The organism is Ekhidna sp., from assembly GCF_965247405.1.
Classification (GTDB): Bacteria; Bacteroidota; Bacteroidia; order Cytophagales; family Cyclobacteriaceae; genus Ekhidna.
The window spans coordinates 294,587-320,917 of the sequence record NZ_OZ252014.1 but is presented as its reverse complement, the minus strand read 5'-3'; the positions used below and the strand labels follow the sequence as shown (position 1 = coordinate 320,917).

General features: G+C 42.9%; 24 protein-coding genes. 13 read left to right on the top strand and 11 right to left on the bottom strand.

What is annotated here, in order from left to right:
* Window positions 1-25: 25 nt before the first annotated feature.
* Both ACP14Y_RS01255 and ACP14Y_RS01250 read left to right on the top strand, forming a co-directional pair.
* The gene (locus ACP14Y_RS01255; protein WP_424961156.1) at window positions 26-1,246 is read left to right on the top strand and encodes a parallel beta-helix domain-containing protein; all 1,221 of its coding nucleotides are present in this window, start codon (window positions 26-28) and stop codon (window positions 1,244-1,246) included.
* Window positions 1,243-2,286 (top strand): SO2930 family diheme c-type cytochrome, encoded by a 1,044-nt coding sequence (locus tag ACP14Y_RS01250; RefSeq protein WP_424961155.1) that lies wholly within the window; start codon window positions 1,243-1,245, stop codon window positions 2,284-2,286. The genes ACP14Y_RS01255 and ACP14Y_RS01250 overlap by 4 nt, the downstream gene beginning before the upstream one ends.
* Window positions 2,287-2,362: 76 nt before the next feature.
* Here ACP14Y_RS01250 and ACP14Y_RS01245 read toward each other — a convergent pair whose 3' ends face one another.
* Entirely contained in the window at window positions 2,363-5,473 is a 3,111-nt protein-coding gene (locus ACP14Y_RS01245) for a WD40/YVTN/BNR-like repeat-containing protein (protein WP_424961154.1), read from the bottom strand.
* 213 nt (window positions 5,474-5,686) lie between these two features.
* On the opposite strand from ACP14Y_RS01245, the gene ACP14Y_RS01240 reads away from it, so the two are divergent.
* Window positions 5,687-6,250, top strand: coding sequence for a hypothetical protein (locus ACP14Y_RS01240; RefSeq protein ID WP_424961153.1), 564 nt, complete (start codon window positions 5,687-5,689; stop codon window positions 6,248-6,250).
* Here ACP14Y_RS01240 and msrB read toward each other — a convergent pair.
* On the bottom strand, window positions 6,247-6,642 hold the full coding sequence (gene msrB / locus ACP14Y_RS01235) for a peptide-methionine (R)-S-oxide reductase MsrB (protein WP_424961152.1): 396 nt from the start codon (window positions 6,640-6,642) through the stop codon (window positions 6,247-6,249). The genes ACP14Y_RS01240 and msrB overlap by 4 nt on opposite strands.
* 133 nt (window positions 6,643-6,775) lie before the next feature.
* Between msrB and ACP14Y_RS01230 the strand changes: the two genes are divergently transcribed.
* From ACP14Y_RS01230 to ACP14Y_RS01215, 4 genes are all read left to right on the top strand, one after another.
* Window positions 6,776-7,972 (top strand): efflux RND transporter periplasmic adaptor subunit, encoded by a 1,197-nt coding sequence (locus ACP14Y_RS01230; protein ID WP_424961151.1) that lies wholly within the window; start codon window positions 6,776-6,778, stop codon window positions 7,970-7,972.
* Between the two features lie 11 nt (window positions 7,973-7,983).
* Window positions 7,984-11,187, top strand: a complete 3,204-nt coding sequence (locus ACP14Y_RS01225) for an efflux RND transporter permease subunit (RefSeq protein WP_424961150.1) — start codon at window positions 7,984-7,986, stop codon at window positions 11,185-11,187.
* A 21-nt stretch (window positions 11,188-11,208) separates the two neighbouring features.
* A complete protein-coding gene (locus tag ACP14Y_RS01220; RefSeq protein WP_424961149.1) occupies window positions 11,209-12,585 on the top strand; it encodes a TolC family protein in 1,377 nt (458 codons plus the stop codon).
* A 61-nt stretch (window positions 12,586-12,646) separates the two neighbouring features.
* Window positions 12,647-13,276 carry a hypothetical protein gene (locus tag ACP14Y_RS01215; RefSeq protein ID WP_424961148.1) on the top strand — a complete coding sequence of 210 codons (630 nt, stop codon included), beginning with the start codon at window positions 12,647-12,649 and terminating at the stop codon, window positions 13,274-13,276.
* Here the strand turns inward: ACP14Y_RS01215 and ACP14Y_RS01210 are convergent.
* Complete coding sequence (locus tag ACP14Y_RS01210; protein ID WP_424961147.1) at window positions 13,270-14,604, bottom strand: D-alanyl-D-alanine carboxypeptidase; 1,335 nt, start codon at window positions 14,602-14,604, stop codon at window positions 13,270-13,272. The genes ACP14Y_RS01215 and ACP14Y_RS01210 overlap by 7 nt on opposite strands.
* 132 nt (window positions 14,605-14,736) lie before the next feature.
* On the opposite strand from ACP14Y_RS01210, the gene ACP14Y_RS01205 reads away from it, so the two are divergent.
* Both ACP14Y_RS01205 and ACP14Y_RS01200 read left to right on the top strand, forming a co-directional pair.
* Window positions 14,737-16,017 carry a cation:proton antiporter gene (locus ACP14Y_RS01205; RefSeq protein ID WP_424961146.1) on the top strand — a complete coding sequence of 427 codons (1,281 nt, stop codon included), beginning with the start codon at window positions 14,737-14,739 and terminating at the stop codon, window positions 16,015-16,017.
* A gap of 81 nt (window positions 16,018-16,098) precedes the next feature.
* Window positions 16,099-16,725 (top strand): GOLPH3/VPS74 family protein, encoded by a 627-nt coding sequence (locus ACP14Y_RS01200; protein ID WP_424961145.1) that lies wholly within the window; start codon window positions 16,099-16,101, stop codon window positions 16,723-16,725.
* Between the two features lie 40 nt (window positions 16,726-16,765).
* On the opposite strand, the gene ACP14Y_RS01195 is transcribed toward ACP14Y_RS01200, so the two are convergent.
* The 4 genes from ACP14Y_RS01195 to ACP14Y_RS01180 all read right to left on the bottom strand — a co-directional run bounded on the left by ACP14Y_RS01195 (window position 16,766) and on the right by ACP14Y_RS01180 (window position 19,535).
* Complete coding sequence (locus ACP14Y_RS01195) at window positions 16,766-17,215, bottom strand: hypothetical protein (protein WP_424961144.1); 450 nt, start codon at window positions 17,213-17,215, stop codon at window positions 16,766-16,768.
* Window positions 17,212-18,300: a potassium channel family protein gene (locus tag ACP14Y_RS01190; RefSeq protein ID WP_424961143.1), complete on the bottom strand. Its 1,089-nt coding sequence runs from the start codon at window positions 18,298-18,300 to the stop codon at window positions 17,212-17,214. The genes ACP14Y_RS01195 and ACP14Y_RS01190 overlap by 4 nt, the downstream gene beginning before the upstream one ends.
* A 123-nt stretch (window positions 18,301-18,423) precedes the next feature.
* On the bottom strand, window positions 18,424-18,732 hold the full coding sequence (locus ACP14Y_RS01185; protein ID WP_424961142.1) for a hypothetical protein: 309 nt from the start codon (window positions 18,730-18,732) through the stop codon (window positions 18,424-18,426).
* Entirely contained in the window at window positions 18,729-19,535 is an 807-nt protein-coding gene (locus ACP14Y_RS01180; RefSeq protein ID WP_424964414.1) for an exonuclease domain-containing protein, read from the bottom strand. Before ACP14Y_RS01180 ends, ACP14Y_RS01185 begins: the two co-directional genes overlap by 4 nt.
* Before the next feature lie 159 nt (window positions 19,536-19,694).
* On the opposite strand from ACP14Y_RS01180, the gene dnaB reads away from it, so the two are divergent.
* Both dnaB and ACP14Y_RS01170 read left to right on the top strand, forming a co-directional pair.
* Entirely contained in the window at window positions 19,695-21,227 is a 1,533-nt protein-coding gene (gene dnaB, locus ACP14Y_RS01175) for a replicative DNA helicase (RefSeq protein ID WP_424961141.1), read from the top strand.
* Window positions 21,228-21,281: 54 nt separating this feature from the next.
* Window positions 21,282-22,262: a zinc-binding dehydrogenase gene (locus ACP14Y_RS01170; RefSeq protein ID WP_424961140.1), complete on the top strand. Its 981-nt coding sequence runs from the start codon at window positions 21,282-21,284 to the stop codon at window positions 22,260-22,262.
* A 36-nt stretch (window positions 22,263-22,298) separates the two neighbouring features.
* On the opposite strand, the gene ACP14Y_RS01165 is transcribed toward ACP14Y_RS01170, so the two are convergent.
* Window positions 22,299-22,886 carry a YdeI/OmpD-associated family protein gene (locus ACP14Y_RS01165; protein WP_424961139.1) on the bottom strand — a complete coding sequence of 196 codons (588 nt, stop codon included), beginning with the start codon at window positions 22,884-22,886 and terminating at the stop codon, window positions 22,299-22,301.
* A 171-nt stretch (window positions 22,887-23,057) separates the two neighbouring features.
* On the opposite strand from ACP14Y_RS01165, the gene ACP14Y_RS01160 reads away from it, so the two are divergent.
* Window positions 23,058-24,167 (top strand): MopE-related protein, encoded by a 1,110-nt coding sequence (locus tag ACP14Y_RS01160; RefSeq protein WP_424961138.1) that lies wholly within the window; start codon window positions 23,058-23,060, stop codon window positions 24,165-24,167.
* Here ACP14Y_RS01160 and ACP14Y_RS01155 read toward each other — a convergent pair.
* Window positions 24,164-24,487, bottom strand: coding sequence for a tetratricopeptide repeat protein (locus ACP14Y_RS01155; protein ID WP_424961137.1), 324 nt, complete (start codon window positions 24,485-24,487; stop codon window positions 24,164-24,166). The genes ACP14Y_RS01160 and ACP14Y_RS01155 overlap by 4 nt on opposite strands.
* Window positions 24,488-24,507: 20 nt before the next feature.
* On the opposite strand from ACP14Y_RS01155, the gene ACP14Y_RS01150 reads away from it, so the two are divergent.
* Window positions 24,508-25,116 (top strand): DinB family protein, encoded by a 609-nt coding sequence (locus ACP14Y_RS01150; protein ID WP_424961136.1) that lies wholly within the window; start codon window positions 24,508-24,510, stop codon window positions 25,114-25,116.
* Here ACP14Y_RS01150 and ACP14Y_RS01145 read toward each other — a convergent pair.
* Both ACP14Y_RS01145 and ACP14Y_RS01140 read right to left on the bottom strand, forming a co-directional pair.
* The gene (locus ACP14Y_RS01145) at window positions 25,113-25,358 is read right to left on the bottom strand and encodes a SemiSWEET transporter (RefSeq protein ID WP_424961135.1); all 246 of its coding nucleotides are present in this window, start codon (window positions 25,356-25,358) and stop codon (window positions 25,113-25,115) included. The two genes, ACP14Y_RS01150 and ACP14Y_RS01145, sit on opposite strands and share 4 nt — an antisense overlap.
* A complete protein-coding gene (locus tag ACP14Y_RS01140; protein ID WP_424961134.1) occupies window positions 25,355-26,323 on the bottom strand; it encodes a YpdA family putative bacillithiol disulfide reductase in 969 nt (322 codons plus the stop codon). Before ACP14Y_RS01140 ends, ACP14Y_RS01145 begins: the two co-directional genes overlap by 4 nt.
* Between the last annotated feature and the right edge of the window lie 8 nt (window positions 26,324-26,331).

Here is a 26,331-nt window from a genome sequence, read left to right as displayed (position 1 = left end):
AAATTTGATTAGATACAACTTAGCTATGAAGTACGTACTAATTATTGTTTTGGCTTTAGCAGTCGCATGTGGCCAAAAGGAAGAAGCACCGATTGCTTGGAAATCTATCGAAGCGGATCTACAAACGCTTTTAATTCAAGCTCAGAACGGAGATACGATCAATATCCCGGCAGGTAACTACATGTTTAAGAATCCGCTAATACTGGATGGCCTTTCTGATGTGGTCGTCCGGGGAGCGGGAAGAGACCAGACCATTCTGTCATTTGAACTGCAAGAAGGTGGGGCGGAAGGTATACGAGCGGCTAACTGCACCAACCTGACTTTTCAGGACTTTACCGTGCAGGATGCTTCGGGAGATAACATTAAAATCACTGATACGAATGGCATTCGGTTCACAAATGTGAAGTCGCAGTGGACTGGAGAGCCAAGTGAGGAAAATGGGGCTTATGCTTTTTACCCGGTATTATGCAAGAATGTGGTTGTCGAGAACTGCCTGGCGATCGGTTCATCAGATGCAGGAATCTACGTAGGGCAATCGGATAGTGTGATCATCAGAAACAATGAAGTGTATCACAATGTAGCAGGCATTGAGAGTGAAAATAGTCGATGGGTGGAAATCTACGGAAACCATGCACATGACAACACAGGTGGTATCCTCATTTTCGATCTCCCCGGACTAACTCAGAGTGGACATACCACTCGGGTATTTGATAATGATGTGATCAGCAACAATCATGAGAATTTTGCCCCGGAAGGTAATGTGGTGGCTGTGGTGCCACCGGGAACAGGGATTATGATGATGGCAACCCGGAAAATTGAGGTGTTTAACAATCGGATACACCATAATCGCACAGTAGGAACAGCATTAGCAAGTTATGTGCTTGTGGAAGCGCTCGGGGCGGAAGAGGGCTCACAGTTGGATAGTGCCAATAATCAGGTGGATGAGGCGTATGATCCTTATCCAAATAACATTTACTTCCATGACAATGAGTTTAAGAATAAGCATTGGTTCCCAACCTTTGAAAGTGACTTTGGGTTACTCTTTCTAAGGTATTTTACTTTCAACCTTCCGGATTTTGCGATGGATGGCATTATGCCTGAAAATGATGAGTTTGTCCTGTGTCTTGAAAATAATGGAGATTTTACTTTCGCTAATATCGATGCGGCGAATGAGTTTGAAGGACGTACCACCGATTGGAGTCTGTACGCATGTGGAACCGGATCAATCGCACCTATTTTTCCATGAGAGCTTGTTTTTTGATTCTGTTGATTATTGTTTCCTGTGCTGCCCCGGAGAAGAAAAAACCTATCATTTTAGAGGAAGTTAGCCTGGGAGTGGAAGAGGTAATTGATTATCCTAAGTTGTTGAGTGAATTGGACTTATTTGAATCTCCTCTAAAAGAACTAATGCCGAAGGGAGAAAGAACATTTCCTTACGAAATCAATTCTCCGCTCTTTTCTGATTATGCATATAAAGCCCGGTTTGTTAAACTACCCGAAGGAAAGAAGATCAGCTATCATGAAAGTGAAGTGTTTGAATTTCCTGTTGGAACGACGCTAATCAAAAACTTTTATTATCCTACTGATTTTCGAAAGCCGGAAGGTGAGCAAAGAATTTTGGAAACGCGATTGCTTATTCATGAACCAAAAGGATGGCATGGCATTGTCTATGAATGGAATGAGGAGCAAACTGATGCAAAGCGTTTGATTTTGGGTAAGAAAGTTCCTGTGGAATGGACGGATAAACATGGTGAATTACAGCGCATCAATTATGCTATTCCATCCCAGCCACAATGCAAGAGTTGTCATGATTTAAATGGGAAAATGGTTCCCATTGGTCCATCAGCCCGCCAGCTCAATAGGGACAGTCAGCTCACAATATGGAAGGATAAAGGGTGGCTGGAAATAGATGAAGAAGCCTCTGCACCAAAACTTGTTGATTACTTAGATGACGGAGCGTCCCTCGATCTGCGTGCCCGTGCCTGGTTGGAGGTGAATTGCGCACATTGCCATAGGAGAGAAGGTCCGGCCAAGAATTCTGGACTCTATCTATTAGCCTCACAAACCGATCCTTATCGGTTGGGGGTAAACAAGCCACCAGTGGCAGCTGGTAGGGGTTCTGGTGGACTGAAGTACAGCATCGTGCCGGGGAACCCCGATCAGTCGATCCTGGTTCATCGCATAGAATCATTAGAGCCCGGGGAGATGATGCCTGAACTCGGCAGAAAGATGACTCATGAGGAGGGGGTGGAACTTATTCGTGAATGGATTGCTCAAATGGATTAACAAAAAACCCTGACAGGTTTCTGAAACCTGTCAGGGTTCATCTAAAGTACCTCGTGCCCGCTGTGGTTAAAGAAGTCTAATCATCCAGTTTGACAGCATCTACCTCTGCTTCTTTCACTGCTTGATTAAATTCATCAATTCGAGTATCGAATATCTCTTTCAACATATCCAATTGCACATCTATGAGAGCCGTTACCTCATCAAAGAATTCCAAAGCTGAGTCCGTCGGACGATAATTGCCCATACCCATCAGTGAGCCCAGGTGCCCCAGTTTGTTATTCAGTCGAATAGGGAAGTTCAAAGGATCCTGACCACTCTCGTTTTTCGTCTGATAAAGTGCTTTTTCAATTTCAGACATTTCTTTAATGATATCCTTGCCAAGTTTTGATATACTATCGTTTTCAGCTTTCTTCATCACATCGTTGATCTGCACTTTGGCTTTTCGAATGTCAATGATTGCCTCATGTGTTTCAGTAAGTTTGTCTCTTACCTTCATGAGAAAATCAAACTGTGCCTGGTAATCTGCTTGTGTTGACTCGCTTCTTGGATCAGCTTTTAAGGCGAAATCTTTGATCGTTTCGTTTCCATTCACCGTCATTTTCACTTTGTAGTTTCCCGGTGCAGCCATCGGACCCTGCGTGGTAGCCCACCACATGATCATACCGTCAAAGGTTTCAGCACCCTCATATCGTAGATCCCAATTGATGGTATTGAAGCCCGGCTTCACTTCCAGCTTGCTTTCATTTTCTTCCTTATCAGGATGCGTACTAAATGTTTTAATTAGATCACCATCGGTTTCATGGAAACTGATTGAAAGGGTGTCGGTACTGGCTGTGTCTTTTACAAAGTAGTTAACCAATACACCACCCGGATGATTCGTGCCTGCTGTTTTCGACGTACGTCCATTTCCACCACCCATTCTCCAGGTATCCATTGGCTGATACAAAAAATATGATTTGCCATTCGCTTCATTCAATTGATGAAGTGGAGTCAAGTCATCGATCAACCAAAAACTTCTTCCTTGTGTGGCAGCAATCAGGTTATTGTCTTTAATCGCCAAATCCGTTATCGGAACAATCGGCAGATTCATCTGGAACGGCTGCCAGCTGGCACCATCATTGAACGACACATACATACCCGCCTCTGTTCCAGCATATAGCAATCCTTTTTGGTTAGGGTCTGCTCTTACAACCCTGGTGAAATGCTCAGCAGGAATACCATTTGTGATTTTTTTCCATGTCTGACCGTAATCTTCGGTTTTATACATGTGCGGAGCATAATCACCTAACTTGTATCGGGTCCCGGCAATATACAAACCACCTTTATTGAATGGATCAATTTCCACACTGTTGATCATCGTCCACTCCGGCATTCCTGATGGCGTCACGTTTGTCCAGTTTTCACCGCCATCTCTGGTCACATGTACCAGGCCGTCATCGGAACCAGTCCAAATGACTCCCTCTTCGTGATAGGATTCAGTTGCAGCGAAGATGGTGCAGTAGTACTCTACACTGGTATTATCCTTTGTAATCGGACCACCTGATGGGCCAAGCTTACTTGGGTCATTTCTAGTCAGATCCGGGCTGATCACCTCCCACGTTTGACCCTCATTGGTTGTTACATGTAGTTGGTTCGAAGCTGTATAAAGCTTGTTCGGATTGTGAGGAGAAAAGAAGATCGGAAAATTCCACTGGAAGCGATACTTAAAACCTTCTGCTCCATGTCCCATCGGGTTGTCCGGCCATACATTGACAGCTCTTACTTGTTGATTTTCATGGTCTACACGGGTTAAAAAACCATCGTAGCTTCCTCCGTAAATAATATTGTTGTTTTCAGGATCCGGGGCAATGTGTGCACTCTCACCTCCAGCTGTTGATTCCCAATCGCCCTCATCGATAAATCTTCCATTTGTTCTGTGATCGATTCTCACGGTGGAATTATCCTGCTGAGCACCATAGATCCGGTAAGGGAAAGAGTCATCGGTCGTTACCCGATAAAATTGTGCGGTCGGCTGATTGTAATAGGTTGACCAGTTTTCACCAGCATCAAAAGAAACCTGTGCACCACCATCGTCACCAATTATCATTCGCTGGTTGTTTTCCGGGGCGATCCACAGATCATGGTGGTCTCCATGGGGAGCATTGTTTGTTTCATACGTTTTACCTCCATCCGTTGACTTGTGATATCGAACATTCAATACGTATACGATATCCTCATCCTGCGTATCTGCATAGATACGTGTGTAATACCACGCTCTTTGTCTAAGTTTTCTTTCTTTATTGATCAATCGCCAGGTTTTTCCTGCATCATCTGAACGATAAACTCCGCCGTTCTCATTTTCTATAATGGCCCAGACTCTGTCTGAGTTTACAGGCGAGACAGTTACTCCTGAGATACCCCAGATACCGCCTGGTAATCCTTCGTTTTTTGAGATGTTTGTCCAGGTATCTCCTCCATCTGTACTTTTCCATAGACCTGATCCATTACCACCGCTTTCCAGGCTATAAGGTGTACGCCTGATTCTCCATGTTGAGGCATATAGAATGCGAGGGTTATTAGGATCAAAAGTAAGATCCACTGCCCCGGCATCTGCATTGGCAAAAAGGATGCGTTCCCAAGTTTGTCCACCATCTTTACTTCGATAAACGCCTCTTTCTGTGGTTGACTTATACAAGTCGCCCATTACTGCTGCGTAGACTAGATCTGGATTTTTAGGATGAACTCTGATTCGAGCGATGTGCCTGGCATTTTTCAATCCTATTTCCTGCCAGGTGGTTCCGGCATCTACGGATTTCCACATGCCCCAGCCTGAAGAAACGTTTCCTCGAACCGTTTTTTCTCCTCCACCAACATAAATCACGTTATTGTCCCATTCACTTACCGCAACAGATCCTATGGAACCACCGAAAAAACCATCAGAGATGTTTTCCCAGGTCTGGCCTCCATCTTTGGTGCGCCATACACCACCACCAGTTGAGCCCATGTAGAATAGGGTGGGTTCTCCAGGCACTCCGGTAACTGCAGCAGATCGTCCGCCTCTGAAAGGACCAATATTACGCCACTCCATGCCGTTGTAAAGCGTGTTATCATAAGTAGGGGTACTGGATGAGTTCTTTTTTCTTCTTTGAGATTCTCCGTCAAAAGTGAAGAAACTCAGCATTAGAATAAACAGTAATGTCTTCTTCATATCTATAGGTTTTAGTATGATTTCAAGTTAATTATTTCGACGATACTCCGTTGCATTTTAACTACACTAGAGGTCATTTAATCGTTTGGATGGGAAGAATGAACTTTTCATCATTTTTTAACTTTATCTTTTGATAATTTTGTAAAATACTTTGGCAATTCAGTTGTGAGTAGAGGAACTTTATCTGACATACATTTAGAGATAATTGAGGAGATGATTACCGAGTCGCTTGATAAGGCGGCTAAGTCTATGGAGCAAATGCTTCGGATTCGTGTAAATCCTGAGATAATTCAATTTGGTGAGGGCGTTTTAAAGCCCCTACATGAGTTTGATGATTTGGGGAGATTTAAAGTTAATCTGATGAAGGTGGCCTTTAAAGGAGAAATCAATGGCGCTTTCTACTTTGTGATCAATAGCCACGAAATGGATTTGATCAACCAGGTAAACCTCCCTGATGATATTACATATTCCAGGTCTTCTCATCACAAAATGATGCGAAACGATTTCATGGCTGAAATTGAGAATTTAATTGCTAATATGTCGATGGCAGCTCTATCTGAATTCTTGGGAGTAGAGGTTACTGGTGAGGTGCCGATTGTACGAAATATGAAGGGAGAATTGGTTAATTCCTATCTAGAGAACGAGAACGAGCAGAACGAGACAGCTTTTTTTGTAAAGTCCACACTGAATGGAGCGGTGGTTAACATACAGCCTCACTTTCTCTGGATGATTGATGAAAACTTCGTGAGGATAACCAAGTTGAATACTGTCGCCTAGTCTTCTTTCTTAAAGTTCAGTGCTCCAGAGTTCATGCAGTATCGCTGGCCACTAGGTTCAGGACCATCTGGAAAAATATGTCCCAAGTGGCTTCCGCATTTACCGCATTTCACTTCAGTGCGTACCATTCCGAAAGAGGTATCTTTTTCAAAATCAACCGCATTTGCAGAGATCGGATCATAAAAGCTGGGCCAGCCGGAACCGGAATCATATTTGGTTTGAGAGGAGTAAAGGTCGTTACCACATGCTGCACACTGGTAGATGCCTTTTTCCTTGTTTTCTAGTAGCGCTCCAGACCATGGCTTTTCCGTTCCTTTTTCCCGTAAAATGTAATACTGATCCTCACTGAGCTCCTTTTTCCACTCCTCTTCTGATTTGTTGATTTTTTTCATGGTTTTTAAAGTTGGTTATTTGACTGCTTATGATCGTAAAAACCCATTCATCAAAATTTTTCAAATAAACGCAACTAAGTAAGTCAATTTTGCATTAGAAAGTTCAGGAATTCAAAGAAGAGGACAGCAACCAATGAAAAAACGACAATCAATCATTCTAATCGCCGTAGGTATTATCGTAGCATCTTTTGGAATAAGCGAGTACCTGGGATCTCTTAAGGAAGAGCCGGTGATACGTAAGCCACCACAGGCAAAAAAGTATGTAACAACCACACCTGTCAGGTACAAGGATTTGAAGACGGATGTAATCACTTTCGGACGTGTGGAAAATGCTCAGGTGTTGGACCTTATCTCTGAGGTATCGGGACGAATGACACAGGGAAGTGTGCGACTGAAGGAAGGGGAGTCTTTTAATAAAGGAACACTTATTTACAAAATAGACGATGAGGAAGCATCTCTTAATCTAAAATCTCAGAAAAGTAATTTCCTACGTGATTTGGCAGAAATTCTACCCGATTTGAAGATTGACTTTGGTGATAACTATGATAAATGGCAGGCCTACTTTGAAGCACTGGATATTGATAAGTCCTTCCCGGAACTGCCCAAGGTTAATTCCACCAAAGAAAAGACCTTCCTAGCGACCAAAGGGATTTATTCTTCTTACTATTCAATAAAAAGCTCAGAATCACAGCTTGCCAAGTATCGATACTATGCTCCTTTTTCAGGATCTATTATGGAGGTTGCCATGCAGTCAGGATCTTTTGTGAATCCAGGTACCAGGATTGGGAAAATTCTCCGATCCGGTGTGTATGAGATGAAAGCATCTGTAGAAACGAGGGATATCCCATGGATTCAAGTGGGATCCTCGGTTGAGATTTACTCTAAAGAATCTCAGCAATACTGGAAAGGGGAGGTAACCAGAATTAGTGACTATGTGAATCAAAATACACAATCAGTAGATGTGTTTATTACCATATATCCTAACGGGCAGAAAATATATGATGGGCAGTTTTTCCAGGCTGCTATTCCTGCCCGCACCGTCAAGGATGGTATGATCATGCCTCGAAACGCCATTTACAATGGGAATGAAGTATTTGTGCTTGAGGATTCATTATTAAAAAAGAAGAGTATCAATGTCGTCCGCTTGTCTGAAGAGGATGCCATTTTCAATGGGCTGGAGCAAGGTCAGGAACTGGTCGTAGAACCACTTTTGGGGGCCTACAACAATATGAAGGCTTTCAAGCGACCAGAGCAGGACATCAACCTGGAGACCGGAGAGAGCAAGGATGTGCAACTCAGCTCAGATGCCGGACAGGCCTCTACTAACTAAATATTTAAGTTATGACATCAATCAAAGGCTTAATTGAGTATTTCGTAAAGTACCCTATACTGGCAAACATCCTGATTGCTTTAACCCTGGTGGGCGGTGTGGTTAGTATGTTAAACACGAAGAAATCCTTTTTTCCAACACTGGAGGATAAGAACATCACCGTATCGGTTTCCTATCCTGGTGCCTCTCCGGATGAGATGGAAGAGGGTGTAACCTTAAAAATTGAGGAAGCGCTGAAGGGGGTTATTGGTATTTACCAGGTCACCTCTACATCTTCTGAAAACTTTGCCACGATCAATATTCAAAAGATCGATGGGTATGATATTGACGAACTTTATACCGATGTAAAAAATTCTGTAGATGGGATCAGCTCGTTTCCCGCAGGAGCTGAGAAGCCTATCATTGTTAAACAGAAATCTCGTACCACCGCGCAATGGTTAGCTCTTACGGGTGATGTCGACTTGGCTACATTAAAACAATTTGCTGAAGACATTGAAGACGAGTTGCTGGCGACCGGAGTTATTTCACAAGTGGGTATTTCGGGGTTTCCTCCTTTGGAAATATCCATTGAGGTAGCTGAGGATGTATTGAGAAGATACAACCTGACATTCACTGAAGTTGCTAATTCGGTCAGAGTAAATAACCGCGACGTTTCAGCAGGTTCAGTAAAAACCTCTACAGAGGAAATTCTCATTCGTGCCAGGGCAAAAGACACAGATGCTGACAAGATTGGTGATATCGTGATTCGAAGTAGCGATGATGGGAAAAATCTACTTCTAAGGGATATTGCCACTATTGAGGAGAAATTCGCCGATCAGCCTAACAAATCTTATCTCAGCGGAGAACGTGCAGTTTTCATTGAAGTGAGAAGACTGGAACGAGAAGATCTGGAGCAGATTTCAGAAACGGTGAACAACTATGTCGCTGACTTCAATGAAAAAAACGACGCGGTTAAGCTTACGATGACATGGGACTTTATGTCCATGTTAAATCAACGATTGGATATGCTGACTTCAAATGGATTGGTGGGATTGACGCTTGTGCTCGTTTCCCTCGGTCTTTTCCTGAGTCTTAGACTTTCATTTTGGGTAGCATGGGGGATTCCATCGTCATTTTTGGGGATGTTCATCTTAGGAACATTCGTTGGACTTACCATCAACATGATATCCCTTTTTGGGATGATCCTGGTGATCGGTATTCTGGTAGATGACGGGATTGTAATCGCTGAAAATATCTACTCGCATTTTGAGAAGCATGGCAATCCAATTAAGGCTGCCGTGCAGGGTACGTTAGAAGTAGTGCCGGCAGTATTTACCTCCATTTTGACTACCATGGTGGCGTTTACACCATTGCTGCTTCTTACCGGTGGTTTTGAAATGCTCAAAGATATGGCCATCGTCGTGATTTTTAGTTTGGGCTTTTCATTGATTGAGGCATTTTTTGTGCTCCCAGCACACCTTTCCAGCAAACATGTCCTATCAATAAAGAAAGAAGATACGCGCAGTTATAAAATACGTTCTTTCCTTAACGGGATCATAGATTATCAACGGGTAAAAGTATATGGCAGAGCGCTTCAGTTCACCATGAAATACCGCGCGGTTTCTGTTTCCATAGTCATTGCATTCGTGATGATCATCGTAGGGATGATGAAAGGAGGGATTATTCCATCTACACTGTTCCCACCCATTGCTTTCAATAGTGTTAACATTGAAATTGCTTTCAAACCCGGAGAGCGAGAGGATAAGGTAGAGGAGTATTTAAAACGATTTGATCAGGCAGTATGGCGGGTCAATGAAGAGCTGAAGGAGCAAGCCGGAACAGATAAGGATATCGTAAAGAATACATTTACAAGTATTGGAAGTTCTTCGTTTGAGTCAGGATCGCATACAGGATTTGTGAATGTATTCCATGAAGAACTGGATGAATTTGATCTCAATCAGTACGATATTATCAATAAGCTCCGAGCTGAAATTGGTTCAGTGCCTGAGGCAGAGAAGTTTGCCATTGGTGGAAGAAGCAGATGGGGAAAACCTGTATCAGTGCGGATTTTGGGCAAGAATTATGAAGAATTGGCCGAAGCTAAGGAATTCCTGATTTCTGAGCTGGATCAAATGCCGGCACTAAAAGATGTGACCGATGATATTCCAATAGGTAACCGAGAGGTTCAGTTAGACCTATTGTCTCAGGCTTATTTCCTTGGATTAACGAATAGCGATATTACACAACAGCTACGCCAGGGGTTCTTTGGTGAAGAGGTACAGCGATTCATGAAAGGAAACGATGAAATCAAAGTGTGGGTGAGATATCCGAAAGAAGATCGCAAAAGTATCGACCAGTTGGAGACAGTTAAAATTAAGGATGGTGACAAGGAATATCCATTAAGTCAGTTGGCAGAGTATGACATCAATCGCGGAGTATCTGGTATCAAACATTATGAAGCATCCAGATCAGTAACCGTAGAAGCAGACATGGTAGATCCGTTTGGAGATGCGAATGTGATACTGGAGAAGGTGGAGAAAGATATTGTACCTAAGATGTTAGCCAAATTCCCTACGGTAAAGGTGGATTATGGTGGACAGGCAGAAGAGCGAGCAAGATCAGCAGGTGAGATGGCTACCTATTTTCTAGGGGCCTTTATCGTGATCTTATTCATCCTGATGATCAATTTTCGATCGGTATACCAGGCCATTCTCATAATTTTGATGGTGCCTCTTGGTTGGTTTTCAGGCATTCTGGGACATGGTATTGAAACATGGATTAGTGTTACTCCAAAGCCAGTATCAATGCTCAGTTTATGGGGAATGATTGCCCTAATGGGGGTTATTATCAATGATGCAGTGGTGTTCTTGTCAAAGTTTAATTCACTGGTAAAGGATGAGGGTCAGTCGGTCTATCAGGCTGCATACAATGCCGGACTTGCAAGGTTCCGTCCGATCATGTTGACCTCTTTGACCACCGTTTTGGGACTTTATCCATTAATAAAAGAAACCAGTTTCCAGGCACAGTTCCTTATCCCAATGGCGATCTCAGTGGCCTATGGTGTACTGTTCGGAACAATCATCATTCTCTTATTTTTCCCAGTGTTCATTCTTATTGCCAACGACCTTAGAAGGTACGCGAAGTGGCTCTGGACAGGTGACAAGCCATCCCGTGAAGATGTGGAACGTGTGCTCATCGATGAGCGTAGAATGGAAGAGTATAAAGAATCAGCTTAACTTAAAATTGATATTAAATAAATGAAGTATTTCATACTTTCAATAAGCATATTGAGTGCATTGAGTGTGCACGCACAGGATCAACTTTCCCTTTCTGATGCGATCCAGATAGGGCTGCAACGAAACTATGGCATTCGAATAGAGGAGGGGAACGTTGAAGTGGCAACAAACAACAACTCATGGGGTGAAGCAGGGAGATTGCCAACGGTTAATTTAAATGTGCAGAGTCAGAACTCCATTCGGAATCAACAGTCTGACAATCAGTTTTTTGGAGGCACGCTTTTTCCTGGTTTTGAGTTGAATAATCAGCAAACGTTCAGCATGACTCCCGGTGTGACGGTCACCTGGAATATTTTTCAGGGAAATCGTGCAATCATCAGTAAACGGAGACTGGAGCAACTGCAGGCGGAATCAGAGCAAAATGCTGAGGTGGTTGTGTCTAACACAATTCAGTCCATTATTCTGGGTTATTACATTGCAGTCCTGGAGCAACGCCGACTTGACGAGTTTCAGAAACAATTAAATCTCTCCAGGGACAAATACGACTACATCCAGACCAAATATGATCTGGGAGGAGCTGTAACATCCGACATGCTTCTTGAAGAAAACAATTATCTCACTGATTCAGTATCCGTACTCAATCAACAACTGGCTCTGAGTAATGCTTTCAGAAATCTAAACCTGCTATTGGTGCAGGAAGATATAAATACGGATTATGTCCTGACAGATTCCTTAATGATCGAAGATTTCATCTACGATTATGCAGACCTATCAGATGCAGCATTCAATCAGAACGTGGATTTGAAGTCGATTTATATTTCACAGACCATCCTACAAGCCAATACTTCACTGCAGCAAGCTTCCAGACTTCCAACACTATCACTTAATGGCGGATACAACTGGAACCGCAATGTGAGTGACCTAACGAATGCCCGATATGATGGTCCAAACCCTGATTTTCAAACGCCACCAGAACCACTGATCTCGAAAACCGGAACCTATTTTGCCAACTTCACATTGTCGTTTACCCTTTTCGACGGAAACAGGATTAACCGGGCGATCAGGAACGCGATGGTTCAGGAAGATATAGGGAATATTCGGATTGATCAACTAAAGAAAACCATTCAGCGAGATCTGGCCACTGCGTATGATCAATATTTGGTACGGAAGCAACTCTTAGCGATCAATCAAAGGCGGAGAGAGGCAGCTCAGATCAACTTGCAAAACTCAGAAGAGAAATTCCGTAATGGATCGATCAATTCATTCGATTTTAGAGACGTCCAAAACAACTACCTCTCTGCAGCTATTTTGGAATTGCAGGCGGTCTACAATCTGATTGACTCAAAGGTCACTTTGATGCGATTAACTGGGGGTTTAATACGAGAGTATAATCCGTAAAAACCCGCATTTTGAACTCCAAATGAATAAACTTCTGACTTTTTTGTTATGTTAGAAGAATATGTCATTAAAACGAGCACCCTTTTATTTTTCTGTCCTTGTTGGGATCATCATTCTGTTCCACATTGTCGGGTTTATTAAAGCCGAACGATCTCCGGTTGCAATCAGTTCGCACGCTTCCATTCCCAACTATGCCCTCCAAAATGCACGACTTTATTTGACCGATAAACTTCATTCCAGAAGCTTGCTTCATTTGAAAGAAGCCGTTCGTTCGATCACGTATTTAAGGGATCATGCGGATGATGCCAGTAAAAAACACTTAACAACGGGTCTCGATGCATTGAAAAGCGTTGAAAAGGATATGGATGCCGGCTACTTCTATTCCAATAAGCTAAATGAAAACAGTGTGATAGCCCTCAATGCACTGATGTATTATGAGATTGCAAGTGCTAAGCAGTTTATAGAAGAGGAAAAGCGACCCCAGGCTATGAAAGCCCTTGCTTTTGCTATTGAGCATCTTCGAAATGCCCTTGATTTTGCAAAGGGGAATAAGAAAGAGTATGAAGTTGAGATATTCTCCGATATCAACGATATCACTTCAAACTACTACGCAGAAAAATCTGAGTTAATTAGTAAATTAGATGGCATCCTGGAAGAGCTGGAAGACCTGGATGTAGCTTACAGTCAGTAAGCGTTCCTGATATCAAGTAAGAACTGCTCCATCGCTTTCTTAACATTATCTGTAGGTTGAGTGAAGTGATTACTCATAAATGAAAATATCATGCGTTTACCTGATCGGGTAATTATATAGCCGCTCAAATTGTGATTATTGCTGAGCGTTCCTGTTTTTGCAAAGATGAATGGTGGTTCTTCTTCATCAGTAAGGTAATATTCCTCCAGTGTCCCCTCGCCACCGGTCGGTAAAATCGCAGTGATTTTCTCCCATCCAAACTCATCATGGCACCTTTTTAATAGTCTCACCTGATCAACCGGGGCAATTAAATTGTATCTGGAAAGTCCTGATCCATCAACCCAGACCATTTCTGTTAAATCAGGAAGCCAGGTAGTTCTAACCTCCTTAATAAAGGGCTTTACTTCCTTATATCCATGCCAACGAGCGGCCATCAGCAGCAGTTGCTCTGAAAGAAAGTTATCGCTGGGCTTCATCATTTTGGCCAAAACAGTGTCAATGCTTTGGGTAAAAAGGGTGTCGGTAGGTGGCTTTGACGTTTTTGCAAATTGTATTTCAGCATTTAATGTATCCATCAGCAACTGCCGCAGCAGATCTCTGGAATACTCAAAAGGGATAATCCGCTCGAAATCGGACGTGTCGCTTTCGAGGTACGCCTTAAACACATTAAACTTCAATTCCCGATCGACCAGTTCACCCAGGCGCGTTTGTTCCAACACCTCAACATAATCTTCAAAAAAAGGTGGGGTGATGGTCAAGGTATCATTTACTTTTTGAATGCTCACCGTATTGCCATAAATCGGCCACCAAGCACGCTGAGGCTGAAAATTGTAGATATAATCATCCCATGCCCATCCAGAGCCAAAAAGCTCCGGGTCCGTGTCCGGCCATTGGATGGCAATACCTTTAACCTGACTAAGAAGTTCGAATGCTTTCTGATTTTCAAATGGTTCATAAAGAAATGTTGGATCACCAAGCGGTGTTATCTTCAGCAATGAGTCTTCTCTTGAATAAAGCAAAGACGGTAATGAGTCCGGGAAGCTTTTCAATGTCACATACATGGTAAGCAGCTTCGTATTAGATGCCGGAGTGAATTTCAAGGTTGAGTTATGACCGGCTATAAAAGTTTCAGATTCTAAATCGTACAAACTAAACCCCGTAAACTGATTTGAAAAGACCTCTGACTGATTGAGTAGACGGGTTACATCTTTTTCTATCGCCAGCTGTTTCACGCTTGCACAACTGGCTCCCAACAGGCTGAGGCATAGAAAGAGGATTTTTTGATACGGATTTCTCTTGATCGGTAGTAAGGAAAAATACTGAATCATATAATTATTGAATGAAATGAGCACATTTAGAGCTATTTTTCCGCTCGTAGAGCACTATTTTTTTCGTATTCTTAAATTATTTATTTTGCTCTCACTAATCTAAACCAAAAGAAACTTCTACCTAGTTTACCAATGAGTATATTAGAATTAATCACACTCCTGATTTTTATGGCCGCCGCTTTCACCCTGATCAACATCACGGTTTTAAAGCTGCCTTCTACCATTGGCCTGATGTTAATTGCGCTTATCATGTCCCTGACTATCCTGGTGCTAGGGCAATTTGTACCCTCCATCACGGAGGGGGCAGAGCACATTATAGCTGAATTTGACTTTGAGGAAGTGCTCATGAATGTGATGCTGAACTTCCTGCTTTTTGCAGGCGCACTTTCTACCAACCTTGGCCAACTAATCGAAGAGCGCGTTCCTGTTTTGATCCTGGCGACTCTTGGAACACTAATGTCAACCTTTATTGTAGGCTTCCTGGTGTACTACATATTCCCACTTGTTGGATACGAGATCGACCTGATCTACTGTCTGTTGTTTGGAGCACTTATATCACCTACTGATCCAATTGCGGTATTGGCACTAACTAAGCAATTTGGACTTTCAAAAAAATTAGAAATCAAAATAGCTGGAGAATCTCTCTTTAACGACGGAGTAGGGGTTGTAATCTTTTTGACCATTCTTGGAATCGCCAAAGCTCAAGCAGGAATTCATGAAGCTGGTGGGCATGGAGATGGAGAGATCACCGCAGCAAGTGTGGCCATGCTTTTTAGTGTGGAGGTATTTGGAGGTCTGCTGCTAGGTGCCATACTTGGTTTTGCTGGGTTTAAATTGCTAAACTTTATTGACAATGATCATGTAGAGCTTGAAGTCCTGGTTACCCTTACTTTGGTGATGATTGGCGGTCGAATTGCAGAGCTGATTCACGTATCTGCTCCGCTGGGAATGGTGGTTATGGGACTTTTTATTGGTAATCAGGGGCGTGATGAAAAGCTTGCCAACGCCACGGGCGAATATGTTTTTAAGTTTTGGCACTTGCTGGATGAAGCCTTGAATGCCATTCTATTCATTCTGATAGGTTTGGAAATGCTAGTTATTGCAGATTCGTTTACCATGAGTAATCTGGCCATCGGAGGTATTGGTATTGTGATTGTATTGACTGCACGGTTTATAGGTGTAAGTATTCCAATCACGGCGATGAGGCCGTTCAGAAATTTTGAGCCTAAAACCATACAGATATTGACATGGGGAGGATTAAGAGGAGGTATTTCTGTGGCACTGGCACTTTCTCTTACTGATCTTGCCTTTCCTGACTATGTAAAGGACACTATTTTGTTTACAACCTACTGCGTGGTGGTGTTTTCTATCCTTGTTCAGGGACTCACGATTGGGGCATTATTGAAAAAATAATCTTTGGGGTATTCGTGTTTAAGTAAAATTTATGAAATTCGCTTTCTGAGAAACATCACATTTTACATTAAATAACCAACTATGAAATTAAGTATCGCCGAAGGTTTTTATCTAATTGCACTTGATGACGAAGAAGGAAGAATTCTTGCCGCTGCAGAAAAATCGGTAGTACCGGGTGTCATTGCTGCGTGTATACTTGAACTGTACTTACTCAAGAAAATAAAGCTCGAAGGTGGTAATATCTCCGTTGTTGATACCATTGGTACCGGAAATGGGATACTTGATAATGTGTTGAAGAAACTACAGACCGGGCCATCGTTACTGGATCAGATCAAGACGCTCTCAGGAAAATTTAAAGACATACAGGAGGATTTGAACGCATTGCTTGTACAGCGTGGCATCCTCAAGAAAGAAGAGACCAAGCTACTTTGGATTCCTCTTTCAGACCGAATGGATAATGCAAACTATGCCTTTGAGCAGGAAATCAGAAATAACCTGAAAGCGATTGTATTTAAGAGTGCTAAGCCATCGCCGGCATTCACTATTCTGTTTTCATTGATTGATGATTGCAGTATCCTCGGAGAAGTATTCAGAGATAAAGACGAATTGATTGATGCTGAGAAAGTTGGAAAAGAGATCATTGAACGATCAGGCGTAGATGCAGATTTGGCAACTGCTTTGAATCAGTTGAAGACCTTCTTTGCGTAAGAACCAAAAAATATAAAGTACATTTTGCAGAAGAGGAGTTTTACTCCTCTTCGTTGTTTGTAGGGTTCTGAGATTCGGTATTCACCAGATCTTCGCGCTCCAGCTCTTCTAACTCGCGCGTTTCCTGAAGCAAAAACTCCATAAACTTATCCTCAAATTCTGCACGCCCTGAATCCTCGGATATTCCATACATTCTGCTGTACATTTTATTCTGAAAATGCTGCATGGTACGTAAGTAGGAGATGATCGTGTCTTGCTTTTCCAGTAATTTATTTGCACGAAAGGCCATAAATCCAAAACCCTCATGTGGGTTGTTATTATCTCGCTCTGTCATGATGTATTCCACACCATCTACCGTTATTTTAGTGAAATGAGTGTCTTCAAAGCTGTCTTTTACAGCCCTGGGACGAAACTCTTCCCCTTCGTTGATGTCCCTGTTTTCACATGAAGAGACACAAGCCAATGCCATCAATATCACTAACTTTCTCATTTCTTTCGATCCTTTATCGCACCTTCTTCCACTCCAAAAATACGCTTCAATAGCTTGAATGCTTTTCCATTCAATAAGATGATCAGATAATCCCCCGTATTAATCTTAAGATCACCCAAAGGATTCTTTATAAGCTTCTTCTGGCCGAATTTGTCTCTTTTTGTAATCCCTATGAGGACGGAATTATATCGTTTCTTCAAATCGAAAAATACATCCTGGTATGCTTTTCCATTGTAGGGGTTGTTGGGTGTGATGATCAATTGCTTGATGTCATAATCACTGTCAGATTTAGCGTAGGACAACACCGATTCGCTATAGGTGGCTACATCCGGTTCGAACATATAAGAGGCCAATAGCTTGGACGAAATCTCCTGTGTGGAAATGGTATTACTTACCCCTGCTGCTAAAAAGGTATTTTTCAGATCGCCGTTTTCCAGCGTTACTACAAACTCAGTTTCTGGGAATACTTTCTTGAGATTCAGGACATATACCAGCTTATCCGTATCGTCCAGCATATTTACAAACACAATGGTTGCTTCCTCAATATTGGACTTTTTGATGAGCTCATGATTGTTGTAGTCGCTGAAAAGCACAAATACATTCTTGGGACTGTATTTTTCTCTTATGAGTTCCACATCATCCTTTCGGTTTGTTATAATTGAAACCCTTCTACCCACTCCAACCAACTGATCTACTACATGCCAGCCAAATTCGTTCCATCCAATAATCACCGCGTGATTGGTGAAGCTGGTTCCACTGTAACCCAGCTTTTTGTTTTCCTTAATAGTTGTCATAAGCGTAGTAAGTTGTCCAATTAAAATACCGAAAATACCAATACTTGTAAGTATGAATATGAGAGAAATATACCTGCCCCAAATCGTAGCAGGGAAAATATCACCATAACCTACAGTCGTAAGTGTTACCAGTGAATACCAAAATGCGTTTTGATAGTTGTTTAGTGCAGACTGGCCACTGTCTTTTTCTACATAAACCAATAGCCACACCAAAGCGAAATAAATCACCAAAACAAGTGTGATTAGTAGAAAAAGACGAAGACTAGCGTTCTTTTTAAAGGTAGTAGACATAGGCTAGGTAAAAGTCAAATATAACATATTCAAGATGTATTTTGACTCAGTAGTTTTTACGATGAGCTAATTTCTATGATCCCTAAGATAATCAGATAATTGGCTGACTCTATAATTAGCCATTCAAAGGTCAATGATTATTTGCTCGGCATTTTCTTCCAGCCTACCCAGTCTCAAAATGGCCTGTTTACATTTCAATAAATCAGCAGACTCTAGAGTGGACTTAATTTGCTTCCAAAGGACTTTTGAATCATCGCAGTAGAAATACAATGTTCCATGGCTGCCATCAATGGCTATTTCATGTCCGTCAAAATCAGCTTCCTCATTATCTGAGAGCAATTCGCGAAACTGTTCGGATAACCGATGGACGGGCTCAAGACTATTAATCCACCCTTCAAAATAGACAACAATGGATTGCTTTCTGTCTATCACTGATTAAATGCTCTCAGCTTAATCTTGGTCAGCTTACGCTTGGTGTCTAAAGGAAAATCGCCTTTCATTACCCAGTCATAGAAGCTGGGTTCTTTATCAAGGATCTCTGCTACGGGTTTACCTCTGTGCTTTCCGAAGTTGAAAACTTCTATGCCATCCTTATAGATCATTCGTCCGGCAAAGTCTACACGGCTGGAAGTGGTCAAATCGTGGAGTTTGCCCATATCATTTTCAATCGTAGCAAGTTTCTTTCCCAGCCCATCGAACGCATCCTGGCCTTCATATTTTTCTATCTGTGAAACGAGCACTTCATAGGTGGCCTTGGTATCTGCAAGGGCGCTATGAGCGTCTACCAACTCTTTATCGCAGTAAAATTTGTATGCTGCTGTTAGATTTCGTTTTTCCATGAGATGGAAAAGCTTCTGCGCATCTACAATTTTTCGGTTGTCCGTTTCAAAGTCCACATTGGCCCTGAGGAATTCTTCCACTAGCATGGGCACATCAAATCCTAAAACATTAAATCCGGCCAGATCACATCCTTCCAGGTATTGTGCCAATGATTTGGCGATCTGAGTAAATGAAGGCTCATCTTTCACATCTTCATCATAGATGCCGTGTATCAAACTCGTTTCATGTGGGATAGGAATGGTTGGGTTAATCTTTCTACACTTCTCTTCAATGGTGCCATCTGGCATGGCTTTCACCATGGCGATCTCCACGATTCGGTCTTGTGAAATATTGGTTCCAGTTGTTTCCAGGTCAAATACGACCAAAGGATTTTTTAAATTGAGTTTGAACAAAATGTTGCTTTTAAAGGTGTGCGACCAAAGATAGTAGAAAGCACCAAAGGAGGCGAATGATCGTTGTGGATAAGTGGGGGGAAAATGGTGGACGAAATCCCCATTTTATCTTTTGCTAAAATTTAAGTTTGTATTGGAATTAAAATTTAACACACTACCTGAATGGAAGGAGCAAAACAACCATCAACACCATCAACAAAAAGTCGTCGCATCGGCCTCTCGACCCTTTCAGAACATTTAGGTAAACTACCTCCACAAGCAGTTGAAATAGAAGAGGCAGTGCTGGGTGCGCTCATGCTCGAAAGAGATGCCCTTTCCAATGTAATAGACATCCTTCATCCGGAGAGTTTTTACAAAGATGCCCACCAGGAAATTTACGCGGCAATCGTAGCGCTGTTCAATGACAGTCAGCCGATAGATATCAAGACAGTTACCCATCAGCTTCGAAAAGAAGCGAAACTGGAGGTTGTCGGAGGAGCGCACTTTGTTGCCGAACTAACTACAAAAGTAAACTCAGCGGCCAACATCGAGTATCACGCGCGTATCATCGCAGAGCAATCCATCAAAAGAGAATTGATCCGAATCTCCTCTGAGATTCAAAAAGATGCATATGAGGATACGATTGATGTCTTCAAATTGCTGGACAGGGCAGAACAATCACTATTCGATGTTTCCGAGTCTCACATTCGAAAGAACTATGATAAGATGAGCTCGTTGATGCACCAGGCCATCGATGAGATCCAGATAAGAAAAGATCGCAAGGATGGACTGACAGGGGTGCCAAGTGGTTTTTCAGCGCTCGATCGTGTGACCTCAGGGTGGCAGCCTTCCGACTTAGTGATCATAGCAGCACGACCAGGTATGGGTAAAACGGCATTTGTGGTTTCAGCCCTACGAAATGCCGCAATTGATTTCAATACTCCAGTGGCCATCTTCTCCCTGGAGATGTCGTCTGTACAGTTGGTTAATCGATTAATTTCAGCTGAGGCCGAACTCCCGAGTGAAAAAATTAAGAAGGGTGACCTTGCCGACTATGAGTGGGAGCAGATGATCCACAAAACCAGAAAGCTCTCCGAAGCACCGATCTTCATTGATGATACACCGGCATTGAGTATTCTCGAACTTAGAGCAAAATGTAGAAGGCTGGCAGCACAGCACGGAGTGAAGCTGATCATCATAGACTACCTGCAGCTGATGAGTGGAGACAGCAGCAAAGGCGGTGGAAACCGGGAGCAGGAGATCGCATCCATTTCAAGAGCTTTGAAGGGAATTGCAAAAGAATTGAATGTGCCAGTGCTTGCCCTGTCTCAGTTGAGTAGGGCAGTGGAAACTAGAGGTGGTGACAAACGACCACAGCTTTCGGACCTTAGGGAATCAGGATCAATTGAGCAGGATGCAGATATGGTAATGTTCCTGTATCGTCCGGAATACTATGGGTTGGATACCGACGAATCCGGCATGCCACTTCAGGGACTGGGTGAGGTGATCATCGCTAAGCACAGAAACGGATCACTCGATACGGTCAACCTCAAGTTCATTGGCAAGTTCACCAAGTTTACCGACTGGGATGGAGACCAGGGAGATGGTTTTGGTGGCTTCCCAACATCCGGTCCAGCCAACGATGACTTCACCATCACCCTTCCAAGCAAAGCCAATGGAGGAGATCAGGGGTCAGAGGATGATGCTCCATTCTAATTTTTATATTTTCGTCAGCTTGTTGCTTACAGCTTAAAACTTGTAACTAAAAGAATGAAAGCGATTACGATCACACAAGAATCGGAACCGATTCAGTTGGTAGATAATGGTAAACCTGAAGTGTCAGGCGATGAGTGCTTGGTGAAGATTTCAGCCGCGGCGCTCAACCGGCGGGACCAGTGGATCCGTGAAGGGATGTATCCCGGCATTCAGTTTGGTACGGTTCTGGGGTCCGATGGATGTGGGGTAGTGGAAGAAGGCCCTAAAGAGTGGATTGGAAAGGAAGTGATCATCAACCCAAATGTGAATTGGGGGGATAATCCCGAGGTTCAATCTTCGGACTACTCTGTGTTGGGTATGCCAACCCACGGTACGCTTGCAGAATATATCAAAGTGCCGGCTCATCGATTGCAGGAAAAACCATCCTACCTGAGTAATGAAGAAGCTGCAGCCTTGCCACTTGCCGGGCTGACGGCCTTTCGTGCCACTATCAAAAAAGGAGGTGTAAATAGCGGAAAAAGGGTGCTTGTTACGGGTGCAGGGGGTGGAGTGAGCCAATTTGCGATTGCTTTTGCTGTAGCTTCAGGAGCTGAGGTTTATGTGACCAGTGGAAGCGAGGAAAAGATTGAGAAAGTCAAAGAGATGGGAGTGAAGGGGGGCTTCAACTACAAAGAGGAGAAGTGGTTCAAGGATGCCGGAAAGCTCGGGGGGTTTGATACCATCATTGACAGTGCGGGAGGTAATCAGCTGAACAATTACCTGAAAATAATCAAGCCTGCCGGACGAATAGTAATGTATGGTAGTACCACCGGCTATCCGGAAAAGGTGGATGTATTCAGATTATTCTGGTCACAGGCCCAGATCATGGGAAGCACCATGGGCAGTGATGAGGAGTTTGTAGAAATGCTTGAATGGGTGAATAAGCATCAGATTAAACCAACGGTAGATGAAGTGTATGAAGTAGATGATTATCTAAAAGCCTTTGACCGGTTCAATGCACCGGATCATTTTGGAAAGATTGTGATTAGTTTTTGATCAGATTGTCACCCTGACACAAGTTTAACATGACGGTCATTTGTACTTATCATTCAAACCCACCTTATCCAATATCATCGGCTTGATTTTATCCAGCCGCTTCTGTTTCGTTTCTAGCCGCTTGGCTTCAGCAATATGCTCCGCATACTCACGCTTGCAAGAATGGGTGAGTGAATCGAACGCCTCAGAAAGGTGGCTGTCAGACGCCAGTGCTTCTTTTAGTTCGTCAGGGATGATCAATGGCTTTTTCTCTGGCTTGATCTCCTTCCCATCCTTTTGATTCTGAATGGCTTCTCTGATGTATTCGAGCACAAGCTTCTCATCAATGTCATCAACCGATTCAAACCGCCATTGGCGTAAGCCTTTGGTTTTACCTTCCTGTGCATTAATAAGTATGTTGGCAGGATCTTTCAAAAACACGCCATTGAAAAACCATAGTCCTGCATAACTTTTGAAGGCGCCAATTCCCGCTACGTTTTTATTCTTCCAGCAGTAAGTAGGAATGCCCCACTTCATTTTCTCTTCAAGTTCTGTTGATAGAAGAATGGATCGTAGCTTTTCAAGTAATGGTCGGTATTCTTCATTCCATGAAAAATACTCTTCAGGTGTTTTGGCCATTTTCATGAAAGGTATGATTTAAGGATTTTTATGCTTTCTGTATGAAATTTCACACAAACATTTCAACTAGTTGATCCACAATGTTAGCAGAAACTTTGTGAATGACCGTTTTCCTTTGTGGGTGACTTTTGATTAGAGCATCAAGCGCCTATCATTATGATAGAAAAAAACTTCACCATGCGAACCCCCTTAATTACGCTCTCTATCCTGTTGCATTTTTTTTCCTGTAAAGATGACGATGCTAAAGATCCGGAAGAAATAGTTGCCTTTGAAGATCAAGACAATGATGGATTTGGAAATCCTGATGCCGAAGTTTCAGTCATCGAATTGACAGACGGAATAGTTCTTGATAATACAGATTGCGATGATACCGATGCTACTATCCATCCAGGTGCAACTGAGATACCAGACAATGACATTGATGAAAATTGTGATGGACTAAAGGACCTCACGTGGTTTGAAGATGCCGATGAAGACGAATTTGGTAATCCGGAAGAAATGGAAATAAGAGATACTGCTCCATCCGGATATGTTGATAATGGAGATGATTGTGATGATACAAACGCAGATGTTAATCCTGATGCAGAGGAAATTCCAGACAATGATGTCGATGAGAATTGCGATGATATTAAAATGTATACCTGGTATGAGGATGCTGATGGAGATGGATTTGGGAATGCTGAATCAGCTGAAATCGCATCGGAGCAGCCAACGGGTTATGTAGACAATGATGAGGATTGTGACGATGATGATGAGCTAGTGAATCCGGATGCTGTGGAGATCAAGGGGAATGATGTGGATGAAAATTGTGATGGAAATATGGAAGCAGCGATTTGCGGAGACGGGGTGCAAGATGTTGGTGAAATGTGTGATGATGGCAATACGGTAAGTGGAGATGGATGTAACTCTACTTGCGATTCTGATGAAACTTGTGGCAATGGATTTCTTGATGGTAACGAAGTTTGTGATGATGGGAATAACATAGATGGAGATGGATGTAATGCAACTTGTGAATCAATCGAGATCTGTGGCGATGGAATTGTGAATCCTGGAGAAGAGTGTGACGATGGGAATACCGTACCTGGTGATGGTTGTGATCAATTATGTCAACTGGAAGGTGAATTTGTTTGTGATGATGGTGTGGATAATGATAGCGATGGCAATACAGATTGTGATGATCCGGATTGCCAGGGCACCACAGATTGCGGGGGTACTACGGATTGTGACGGAGATGGAGTCCCTGATGATGCTGAGTTTCCCGGATGTGAATGTAATCCCAGATGCTAATCCCGATCAAATTGAAAATTCTGATAGGCCGAACGAAATTCTAGTAGCGCCTTTTGGTCATCCTGTTCTGCTGCGAGTTGAGCACCTTTTCGAAAGGTTGTTTCTGCTTCATCCCACCGTTCTTCCTCCCACAGTAGGTGGGCTGCTTTAAAATAGGTGGGAAGGTAATCCGGATGATCTTTAAGCAGCGAAAGGAGTATTTCCAATGAATTCTTCGGTTGAGAATCATAGTACTCCATTGCGAGCGCATATTTATTAAATGGATTTGCGGGTTCTTCTGAAATAAACTGTTTAAGCAGTGAGGTCCGGTCTGAATTCATCAGACTAAATTACTTTTGATATGCTTCAAAATAAAATTGAAATGGACAACCTGAAATACTACCTCTTATCAATCTGTCTTGTCACTGAAATCGTATCTTTTGCCCAGGATGGTGACACCACAGATTATTACTATCAAATTCCGGAATACCCTGAGGACTACAACGCTGGAACCGTTGCGGCACGTCTGGTGGATGGATTAGGATTTCGTTATTACTGGGGAACGGAAGGGTTGATGACGGAAGATTTGAGCTACCGTCCGAGCGAAGGAGCCAGAAACGTGGAAGAAACCATCGATCACATTTTGTCTCTGACACAGATCCTGGTGAATGCAGTGAATGAGCAACCATTTGAGGGGGTAGAGATGGATGGGCTTTCTTTCGAGGAGAAGCGGGACCTTACTTTAGAAAACATTCGTCAGGCAAGCGAGATGCTAAAGAATGCGAATGGGGAAGACTTAGCCAGGTATGATATGGTTTTCCCGAGTGCAGAATTCCCATTCTGGAATCTGATCAACGGACCAATAGCAGATGCAATTAATCATGTAGGTCAGATTATCACCTTCAGACGCACCAATGGCAACCCCATCAATCAGAACATTAGCGTGTTGCAGGGTAGGGTGAGGGGCTAGCCATGTTTCAGCTTCAGTATTAGGATGGTTCCTGTTAACAAAAGCGTGATAGAATTTGCGATAATGATAGGTAGATCACCCAGGTGGATTCCATATGCCAGCCAGCATCCCACTCCAGTGTTGAATGTCAAGTACATGCCCAGTGAAAGGCTTTCCGTACTTTTGGTACGGATGGTTTTGATGGCCTGAGGGGCAAAAGAAATGGTAGTCAGAAAGGCGGCAATAAATCCGATGTAATTCATTGGTTGGTTATATGATTTATGATCATCTCTGCATGCTCTCTGGAATTTTCTATAAACCAGGCATTGGTTTTCAGTCCACCACAGATCACACCGGCCAGGTAAACATTGGATACATTGGTCTCCATTGTTTGTTCATCGTAAACAGGCGTTTTAAATTCATCTGTTCCAATCTCAACACCCACATGCTTCAGGAATGAAAAGTCCGGCTGGTAGCCAGTCATGGCCAGCACAAAATCATTCGGGATCGTCAGCTGCTTCTTTGGAGTCTGAATATCAATAGAATGCTCCTCAATACGAGTGATATTGCTTTCAAAATAGGCCTGGATAGACCCCTCGGCTATTCGGTTATCGATATCGGGCTTCACCCAATACTTCACCCTGGGATTGATTTCCTTTTCCCTTATCACCATAGTTACACTCTTGGCACCTTTCCGAAATACTTCCAGTGCTACGTCTACAGCCGAATTTGCAGCCCCCACCACAGCGACATCCATGTCGTAGTAGGGATGAGGTTCATCATAATAATGCTTCACCTTTGGCAAGTCTTCACCGGGAGCATTCAGCATGTATGGGAGATCGTAGAATCCAGTTGCAATGATTAGATTTTTGGCCTGGTACGTTCTTCTGCTCGAGTGAACGGTGAATTGGTCTTTATCTTTATTTACTTCCTCGATTCGTTCGTAAAGACGCGTGTTTAGTTTCCAAGAAGAGGCTACTCTACGGAAATACTCGAGTGCTTCCGGACGGGTGGGTTTTGGATTATGCGAAATGAATGGCACCCCTCCAATCTCCAGACGATCGGAAGTGGAAAAGAAGGTCATGTTTCGTGGATAATTATAAAGGGAGTTTACCAGGCACCCTTTGTCTACGATTACATAGGAAAGATTGGCTTTCTCACATTCAATGCCACAAGCAAGGCCAATGGGCCCGGCCCCAACAATTAATACATCAACATCTTCGCTCATGGTGCGAA